The organism is Cryobacterium sp. RTC2.1, from assembly GCF_035018685.1.
In the GTDB taxonomy this organism is placed as follows: Bacteria; Actinomycetota; Actinomycetes; order Actinomycetales; family Microbacteriaceae; genus Cryobacterium; species Cryobacterium glucosi.
Genome location: NZ_JASJXJ010000159.1, coordinates 1 through 8555 on the forward strand (window position 1 = coordinate 1; position 8555 = coordinate 8555).

The window sequence follows — 8555 nt, forward strand, 5'->3', positions numbered from 1 at the left end:
CAAGGGCGGCGACCCGTTCGTGTTCGGGCGCGGCGGCGAGGAGGTACTCGCGTGCCGCGAGGCCGGCGTGCCGGTCACCGTCATCTCCGGGGTCACGAGCGCGATCTCGGTGCCGGCCGCCGCGGGCATCCCGGTCACCCACCGGGAACTCAGCCGGGTCTTCACCGTGCTCTCCGGCCACGCGCCGCTCAGCGAGAACGAGCTCGCCCACCTCGCCGGGCTCGGCGGCACGATCGTGGTCCTGATGGGCGTCGGGACCCTGCCGCACCTCACAGCGGGGCTCGCCCGCCACGGGATGCGGACAGACATGCCCGTCGCGATCATCGAGCAGGGCTTCTCTTCCCGCCAGCGCACCACGAAGGCCCGGCTCGACACGATCACCCCGCTCGCCGCGAAACTCGGCGCCCGCTCCCCCGCCGTCCTCGTGATCGGTGAGGTCGTACGATTGTCCCAGCACGACGACGCCGCCAGCGAGGAGCTGTTGCAGGCCATCGCGGGCAACGCCGAGCACGCACTGAACGCCGAGCACTGACCGGGGACATCCGCCCCGCTTCCCCCAGCCACCTGCCACCATCCAACGAGCCGGAGACACCGTCAACGACACGAGCGCCGAAGCAAGCCAGCCCGGGTTCCGCGCAGACCAGCTCGAGGGCTTCCGCATCGCCGTCACGAGCGATCGGCGCTCCGAGGACCTCATCGCCGCCTTCGAACGCCGCGGCGCCGAGGTCGTCCACGCGCCCGCCATCCGCATCGCGGCCGCGGCGGACGACGCCCGCATCACGAGCGACACCCTGACGATCATCGCCGCCCGGCCCGACATCCTCCTTGCGACGACCTCGTACGGCATCCGGCGCTGGTTCGAGGCGGCGGATGCCGCGGGTGTCGGCCACGAACTCACCGACACCCTCGCGCACTCCAGCATCCTCGTGCGCGGCCCGAAGGCGCGCGGCGCCGTGCGGGCGGCAGGCCTCGACGACGACGGGATGAGCGACGAGGAGACCACCAAGTCCCTCGTCGACTACGTGCTGCGGGACGGCGCCGCCGGGAAGACGATCGCGGTGCAGCTGCACGGCTTCACCGACCAGCCCCAGCTCGAGCGCCTCGTCGCCGCCGGCGCGACGGTGCTGACCGTCGCGCCCTACCGCTGGCTGCTCCCGGAGGACTCCGCACGGGTGCTGCGGCTCGTCGACCTGATCTGCGCGGGCGGCGTCGACGCGGTCACCTTCACAAGCGCCCCTGCCGTGATGGCCCTGTTCGGCGTCGCCGACTCGATCGGCCGTCTGGAGGAGCTGCAGGACGCGTTCAGTGAGACCGTCGTCGCCGCGGCCGTCGGCCCCGTCACCGCCGGCCCCCTGCTCGCCGCCGGGCTGGCACCGATCGTGCCGGAGCGGTTCCGGATGGGCGCGCTGATCAAGCTCGTCTGCGACCACCTCGAGCAGCAGCGGGTGCTGCGCCTCGACACCCGGTTCGGGCCCGTCGAGCTTCGCGGCCGGCTGTTCTCCCTCGCCGGCGCCCAAACCACTCTGCCGCCGAGCTCACTGACGCTGCTGCGCGTGCTGCTCGCCGCCGGCGGAACGGTCACCTCCCGGGCGAGCCTCACCGCGACGCTGCCCGAGATGCAGGACGACCACGCCGTCGACGTCGCGATCAGCCGGCTGCGCCAGGCGCTCCCCGAGCCGGGCCTCGTCGCGACGGTGATCAAGCGCGGCTACCGCATCGACGTCTGACCCGCCCTCCCTCGTTCCGAATTCCGGAGTTGAGCGCGTTCCGGGACAGAATCAGACCGGAATCGTGCCGAAAACGGCTCAACTCCTGAATTCGGAACACACCGGGGGTCAGGGGCTGGGCTGCATCCGGGCGGCGGCGACGGCCTCGAGCACGTCCTCCGAGCCGGCGTAGATACCGGAGGCACGCGGCCAGTGGCTGATCACGTCGGTGAAGCCGAGTTCTTCGGCCCGGCCGACGGCGTCGTCGAAGGCTCCCACGCTCTGCAGGGAGTAGCCGCCACCGCTGTCGAGGTTGAGGTACCGGTCGATCGAGCGAGGATCGCGGCCGACGGCATCCGCCGCGTCGTCGAGGCGCTCGGCGAGCGCGGCGACCTTCGTCCACCAGGCGTCACCGGTCGCGCCGTCGGGACCCGTCGTCACCCAGCCGGTGCCGTGGGTCGCCGCGAGGCGAAGCCCCTTCGGCCCGTTCGCCGCGATCACGAACGGGAGCCGGGGCGCCTGGGTCGGCGCGCCGACCATGCGTGCGCCGACGGCGGTGTACCAGTCGCCGGTGAAGTCGATGCCGGCCGTGCTGCCCTCCGGTTCCCCGCGGAGCAGCAGGTCGAGCAGGGTGACGAATTCGGTGAACCGCGCGTGCCGCTCCGGCCCGGTGTATGCCCGCTGGCCGAGCACGGTGGCGTCGAAGCCGGTGCCGCCCGATCCGACGCCGAGCAGGAACCGCCCGCCGGACAGCTCATCGAGTGTCGCGAGTTCCTTGGCGAAGGGCACCGGATGCCGGAAGTTCGGGTTCGAGACGAAGGTCCCGAGCCGCAGGTCACGCGTCACGAGTGCGGCAGCGGTCAGCGTCGGGATCGTGGCGTGCCACGGTTCGTCGGCGAGGCTGCGCCAGGACAGGTGATCGTAGGTCCAGCCGTGGTCGAAGCCGAGACGTTCGGCGCCCCGCCACTTGCGGGAGGCTTCCGGCCAGGGGTCCTGGGGGAGGATGACGATTCCGTAGCGCATGGTCACAGTCTAGGAGCGTGTTCTGTTCGGCCCCCGGACCCGGTGTTCTCCACAGCCGGGGGCGCGGAACCCGTGCGTTTGTCTGCGCTCAGTGACACACTCGAGCCATGAGCAGCAGAGAGCATGGGATCCGATGCGCCATCGTTCCGCCGTACCTCCTGGTTCGGCTCGCGAGACTCGACGACCCGCGGTACGCGGCCGCCGCTGACGCGGCGAGGCACTCGCTCCTGCGGGACGCGCCGCTGCGCGAGCGACGGAGCACGACGCATCCGCCGACCGTGCACCCGGCCGCCCGCGGCGGGGCAGCCACTCCCGGTGAGCTCGACAGGGCCGTTTCGGATGCCGGCGGCCTCGAACGCCTGCCCGGTCGCCTGGTGCGGTCGAAGGTCCAGGCCCCCGTCGGTGATGTCGCGGTGAACGAGGCCTGGGACGGCCTCGGCCACACCCATGCCCTGTTCTGGACCGGGTTCGGGCACGACTCGATCGACGGCCATGGACTGCCCCTCGAGGCGAGTGTGCACTACGGCCGCAACTACGACAACGCCTTCTGGGACGGCGAGCGGATGGTCTTCGGCGACGGCGACGGCGAGGTGTTCAACCGGTTCACGGCGTCACTGACGGTGATCGGCCACGAGCTCACCCACGGGGTCACCCAGTTCAGCGCCAACCTCGCCTATGAGGGACAGTCGGGGGCCCTCAACGAATCCGTGTCCGACGTGTTCGGGTCGCTCGTCGAGCAGTTCGCCCTCGGGCAGTCCGTCGCAGAGGCGAGCTGGCTGATCGGTGCCGGCCTCTTCACCGACCAGGTCCAGGGCGCGGCGCTGCGCTCGCTCAAGGCGCCGGGAACGGCGTACAACGACGACGTGCTCGGTATGGACCCGCAACCGTCGGACATGAGCGGCTACGTCGATTCCGTGGACGACAACGGAGGCGTGCACCTGAACTCGGGTATCCCGAACCGGGCGTTCTACCTCGTGGCCGCCGAGCTGGGCGGAAACGCGTGGGAGGGCGCCGGCCGGATCTGGTACGACACGCTCACGAGCGGAACGCTGCGGCCCCGCGTCGACTTCTCCGGGTTCGCCCGCGCAACCGTGACGGCCGCGACCAGGCGATTCGGCCCCGGCTCCCGCGAGCACAGCGCTGTCGTGGCCGGCTGGAGTGGTGTCGGGCTCGGGAAGGGACTCGGCGGAGTAACATCGCGGGCATGAAGGTCATCGTTTCGCGAAGCGGTGGCATCGCCGGAGTGCGGGTCACCTGGGAGGTCCAGGTCGACGAGCAGGCCGACGCGGCGGCGTGGACCGATTTTCTCGCGTCCCTGCCCTGGGACGACGTCGTCGAGAGGGCGCCGGAACCGGACCGCTACGTGTACCGCATCCGGTGCGCCCCCCACGAAGTCGTGCTCGCGGAACCGGACCTCTCCGGCCCGTGGCGGCAGCTCGTCGACCGGGTGCGCACCACGCACGACCGCGACTGAGGCCCGGACGGCCCTGCACCGGCTGCGCGCGGGGGGTCGCGTCGGCCCGGTTTCGAGGCGGTGCGGCCCGACCGGGACATTCGGGTCTGCCGTGAGTTCACGTCGACAGCGGAGGGTGGTGGCGGAGCACCCGGTTGCGTGGGAATATGAACCATGGAAACCAACGACCTGTATCCGGTGCATGTCCTCGACGATGAGGAATGCTGGGACCTCCTGATCTCCTCGAGCTTCGGTCGCCTCGCCCTCAGCATCGCGGGCGAACCGGACATCTACCCGGTCAACTTCGTCGCCGCCGACCGGCGTCTGGTCTTCCGCACCGCGGAGGGAACTAAGCTCCTCGAACTCACCGTCAACAACAAGGTCGCCTTCGAGACGGACGGAATCGGACGCGACGAGGCCTGGAGCGTCGTCGCGAGGGGCCACGCACGGGTGCTGGAACAGCAGACCGACATCGATGCCGCCGACCAGCTGCCGTTGCGCCCGCTCATCCCGACGCTCAAGTACATCTACGTGGAGATCATTCCCGAGACGGTGAGCGGCCGCCGATTCCAGCTCGGACCAGAACCCGAACGGTACTGATGAGCGGCCCGGCCGTCCCCGGCACCGTCCTGGTCACCGGGACCTCCTCGGGCATCGGGCTCCAGGCCGCGGTCGCGGCCGCCCGCGCAGGACACACCGTCGTCGCGACCATGCGCACCCTCGAGGGAGCCCGCGCCCTCCGCAGCGCGGGCGAAACGGCGGGCGTGAACCTCGACATCCGCCGCCTCGACGTGACGGAGCCCGCGTCGATCACCGAGGTCATCGCGCACATGCTCGACCGGTACGGCCGGATCGACGCCCTGGTGAACAACGCAGGGGCCGGCCACGTCGGCACCATCGAGAACGAGGGCCTCGACGTCGTGCGCGCGGTCATGGAGGTCAATTTCTTCGGTGTCGTGAGCGTCACCCGCGCGGCGCTGCCGCACCTTCGGCAGAGCCGCGGCCGGCTGATCACCGTCACGAGCGTCGGCGGCGTCGTCGGCCAGCCGTTCAGCGAGGCGTACTGTGCGGCGAAATTCGCGGTCGAGGGATTCATGGAGAGCCTCGCCCCCGTCGCGGCGACCGCCGGTGTCACGGTCACGGTCGTCGAACCCGGCGCGGTCGCATCGTCGTTCGTCGACAACGTCGGCCTCGACCCGCGCGCCAGTCCGCCGAACGATCCGTACGCATCCGCCCTAGCGGGGTACCTCGCCAGGGCCGCGCAGTCATTCAGTGCCGCGCAGTCTGCGGAGAGCGCCGGGGCCTTCGTCGCCGCGCTGCTCGACGGCGAGCGTCCGCCGTTCCGGGTGCAGACCTCCGACGCGGCGCGCGCGTTCGTCGGCGTCAAACTCGCCGATGCCGACGGCTCAGCAGTGCAGCGCATGACCACGGCCTGGCTCGATTAGCAGCAGGCTCGACGGGCAGCAGGCTCGACTAGCGGCTGAGGCGCAGGAGGCGGAGCACCGCCAGCCCGTAGGCATCCGCCGCGTCGGTCGCCTCGACGGCCTCGAGCACCCCGGCGAGCAGCGCGGTGACCCGATAGGCGTCGTCGCCGAGCCGCTCGAGGGAGTGGAATGCACCCCCGAGCATCTCCCGGAGCTGGTCCTCCCGGGGGAGCCAGAGGGCGTCCTCGAGGGCGAGCGAGTCGAGTGCCCACTCGGTCGTGCCGTTGAAGCCGAGGATGGTGCCGGTGTCGAATTCATGCGGTTCGATGGTCATCTCGCTGACCGTGAACACCTCGACGTCGAAGCCGGCCCTTTCGATCCGGAACGCGTCGCCTGAGGCGGGCCGCCAGGCCAGTCCGGCGGCTTCGAGGGCACGTGCGCAGTCGATTGAGATCATGGGACATTCTCGTCCGGACGATCGCAGACCACTAGCGTTGAAAGGAAGAGTTTTCAGGAGGCAGTCCGTGACCCGAACCGTGAACCTGACGGTGCACGTCAAGCCCGGCAGCCGCAAGGGCCCGCTCGTCGCCGTCGACGACCCGGACTCCCTCGGCACTCCCGCGGCGACGAGCGCGCCGACGGATGCCTCGCTCACGGTCTACCTGCAGCAGCGGGCCGTCGAGGGCGCCGCCAACGACGCCCTCGTCAAGCTGCTCGCGAAGCACTTCGCCGTCTCGAAGAGCGCCGTCACGATCGTGCGCGGACACACCTCGCGGGTTAAACACGTGCGCATCGACCACGAGTCGTGATCGATGCGCACGGGTTGCGGGTGAGTGCGCGGCCTAGCTGACGCCGCGCAGGTCGATCACGAAGATGAGGGTCTGGCCGGAGAGGCGGTGTCCTCCGCCGGCGGGCCCGTACGCCAGATGCGGCGGCACGACGAGCTTGCGACGCCCGCCGACCTTCATGCCGGGGATGCCCTGCTGCCAGCCCGCGATGAGCGAGCGCAGCGGGAAATTGATCGACTGGCCACGGCTCCACGAGGAGTCGAATTCGTCGCCGGTGTCGTATTCGACGCCGAGGTAGTGCACGTCGACGGTCGCGCCGGCGGTCGCCTCGGCGCCCTCGCCAACCACGATGTCGGTAATGGTGAGCTCCGTGGGCGCTGGGCCCTCCGGTGCGTCGAGTTCGGGCTTGGTGTTCAGATCAGTCATGCACCCATCCAATCGGATTTCCCGGCATCATGCACGCTGGAAATTACCCCTTGCGCGAACGGCACCGGAGGGCGCACGATATCAGCAGGAACTCGTCATCCGGGAGAGTCGTCGGCAGTGCCACGCCACCGGATGACGAGTTCACTCGTTAACCGGCCGCGGGTCGACCGGCCGCGGGCGGCATCAGCCCTCTGAGAGCGGATGCCGGGCCTCAGCCGATCACGACCGCCCGGTGCGCCTGGACGAGAGCGAGAAGCTCGGCCTCGTCGGCGCGGGCGACCCGGTCGGCGGTGCCGTTCAGCATCCGCTGCCTGGCGAAGGCGAGCCGGGTCGCCTCGGCGATGAACAGGCGCATCGCGAGGCGACGTTCCCGTGGCTGCCGGGCGGCCCAGGCGCGCGCCTGCCGCCGCCCGGGTCCTGTCGCGAGCATCGAGACTTCCCTGGACGTGAACCAGCCGGCCACCGCGTACTCGCCGAGCCTGGCGACGGTGATCTTTTCCTCCTGGCGCCGGAGCAGCACGACGGCGACGATGTACCCGATGAAGAGCGGGAGCTGCACGAGCAGGTAGTAGAAGAGAAGCGCGGAGTCGTTCGTGAGCAGGTAGGCGGCGCCGTTCCAGAGGCCGTGCAGGGCGACCGCGAGCGCGAATCCGGCGAGAACGATGAGGACCCGGCCGAGCGCACCGCCGGCCCTGCGCCGGCTCACGATGCCGAACGCGATCCCGGTGCACGCGGTGAACGTGACGTGGGCGAACGGCGAGAAGACCCCGCGGACGAGGAACGTGAAACCGAGCCCGTCTGCACCGCTCTCGAGCATGGCCACGCCGAAGTACTGGATGTTCTCGGAGAACGCGAAACCGGCCGCGATCGTCGCCGCATAGACGATGCCGTCGACGGGCCCGTCGAACGTGCGCCGGAGCACGAGGAACAGCACCAGGATCCCGACGCCCTTCGCGCCCTCCTCGACGAGGGGCGCCTGCAGCACGGCGGCGAACGCATCCGTGCCCGAGCCCGCGCCGCCCGCCTCCGAGCCGGCGCGGGAGCTCCCCGCCGCGGCGAGCGCGAGCTGCACGCCGAAGTCGAAGACGAGGGCCGTGACGACGGAGATGCCGGCTCCCCAGAGGAACGCGAACCAGAGCGCGGGTCGGGGTTCCGGCTCCCAGCGATCGATCCAGCGCACCACGAGCAGGATGCCGGTGAGGGGCACGAGGGCGAGCAGGAGGCAGAGCACGAGGGCGGACGGACCGAGGAACGTGGAGAGGTAGACGAGGACGAGCAGGAGCGCCAGGCTCCCGAAGACGAGCCCGATGATCGTCAGTGCGATCAGGCCGCCCGGGGTACGGCGCACGGGAGCGGTCCACACCGGGGCGACGGGCGTCACCGGCCCGCCGAGGAGTGGGGCGGCGGAACCGGGTGCGGGCTCAGGCGTCATGACCCACAGGATACCGGGCGGGGCGGTTGCGGTTCTGACCGCATTCGGGGGTCGCGGACAGACCACGCGGTCCCGCGCGGGGCTTGTGCCGGGTTCGTGGGAGGCCGTCGGGCGGGCGCGCGATGTCCGAATTCCGCTACCGACGTCGGGTCGGGAATGGCAGGCTGGAGGGGTGAACCCTTCCGACGCCACGAGACGCACGCCCGGCCGATCCGGAACGACCGGCCGCTCCGGCGTCGCAGAGCGCGGCGACGACCGCCTCGCCGACCCGGTCTTCGCCGAACGGTACCGAGCGATGAGCTC

At 70.7% G+C, this 8555-nt stretch carries 11 protein-coding genes; 7 read left to right on the forward strand and 4 right to left on the reverse strand.

Going from position 1 to position 8555, the window contains the following annotated elements:
* Together QN357_RS15885 and QN357_RS15890 are read left to right on the forward strand one after the other, a co-directional pair.
* Positions 1 to 532: uroporphyrinogen-III C-methyltransferase (locus QN357_RS15885; protein ID WP_323505183.1), on the forward strand; the 532-nt coding region annotated here is incomplete at its 5' end.
* A 163-nt stretch (positions 533 to 695) separates the two neighbouring features.
* Positions 696 to 1727, forward strand: coding sequence for a uroporphyrinogen-III synthase (locus tag QN357_RS15890; protein ID WP_241984937.1), 1032 nt, complete (start codon positions 696 to 698; stop codon positions 1725 to 1727).
* Between the two features lie 108 nt (positions 1728 to 1835).
* Here QN357_RS15890 and QN357_RS15895 read toward each other — a convergent pair whose 3' ends face one another.
* Positions 1836 to 2729 carry an LLM class flavin-dependent oxidoreductase gene (locus QN357_RS15895; protein ID WP_134563920.1) on the reverse strand — a complete coding sequence of 298 codons (894 nt, stop codon included), beginning with the start codon at positions 2727 to 2729 and terminating at the stop codon, positions 1836 to 1838.
* A gap of 107 nt (positions 2730 to 2836) precedes the next feature.
* Here QN357_RS15895 and QN357_RS15900 point away from each other — a divergent pair, with 107 nt between their 5' ends.
* From QN357_RS15900 to QN357_RS15915, 4 genes are all read left to right on the forward strand, one after another.
* The gene (locus QN357_RS15900; RefSeq protein ID WP_134561035.1) at positions 2837 to 3937 is read left to right on the forward strand and encodes a M4 family metallopeptidase; all 1101 of its coding nucleotides are present in this window, start codon (positions 2837 to 2839) and stop codon (positions 3935 to 3937) included.
* Positions 3934 to 4203 (forward strand): protealysin inhibitor emfourin, encoded by a 270-nt coding sequence (locus QN357_RS15905; protein WP_134449577.1) that lies wholly within the window; start codon positions 3934 to 3936, stop codon positions 4201 to 4203. The genes QN357_RS15900 and QN357_RS15905 overlap by 4 nt, the downstream gene beginning before the upstream one ends.
* 153 nt (positions 4204 to 4356) lie before the next feature.
* Positions 4357 to 4782, forward strand: a complete 426-nt coding sequence (locus tag QN357_RS15910; RefSeq protein ID WP_134449576.1) for a pyridoxamine 5'-phosphate oxidase family protein — start codon at positions 4357 to 4359, stop codon at positions 4780 to 4782.
* A complete protein-coding gene (locus QN357_RS15915; protein ID WP_134558836.1) occupies positions 4782 to 5627 on the forward strand; it encodes an SDR family oxidoreductase in 846 nt (281 codons plus the stop codon). Before QN357_RS15910 ends, QN357_RS15915 begins: the two co-directional genes overlap by 1 nt.
* A gap of 28 nt (positions 5628 to 5655) precedes the next feature.
* Here the strand turns inward: QN357_RS15915 and QN357_RS15920 are convergent, their stop codons facing one another.
* Positions 5656 to 6063, reverse strand: coding sequence for a hypothetical protein (locus QN357_RS15920; protein WP_134449574.1), 408 nt, complete (start codon positions 6061 to 6063; stop codon positions 5656 to 5658).
* A gap of 67 nt (positions 6064 to 6130) precedes the next feature.
* Here QN357_RS15920 and QN357_RS15925 point away from each other — a divergent pair, with 67 nt between their 5' ends.
* Complete coding sequence (locus QN357_RS15925) at positions 6131 to 6415, forward strand: DUF167 domain-containing protein (protein WP_241975325.1); 285 nt, start codon at positions 6131 to 6133, stop codon at positions 6413 to 6415.
* A gap of 33 nt (positions 6416 to 6448) precedes the next feature.
* Here the strand turns inward: QN357_RS15925 and QN357_RS15930 are convergent, their stop codons facing one another.
* Positions 6449 to 6820: an FKBP-type peptidyl-prolyl cis-trans isomerase gene (locus QN357_RS15930; protein WP_166788266.1), complete on the reverse strand. Its 372-nt coding sequence runs from the start codon at positions 6818 to 6820 to the stop codon at positions 6449 to 6451.
* Between the two features lie 211 nt (positions 6821 to 7031).
* A complete protein-coding gene (locus QN357_RS15935; protein ID WP_323505184.1) occupies positions 7032 to 8252 on the reverse strand; it encodes a PrsW family intramembrane metalloprotease in 1221 nt (406 codons plus the stop codon).
* Between the last annotated feature and the right edge of the window lie 303 nt (positions 8253 to 8555).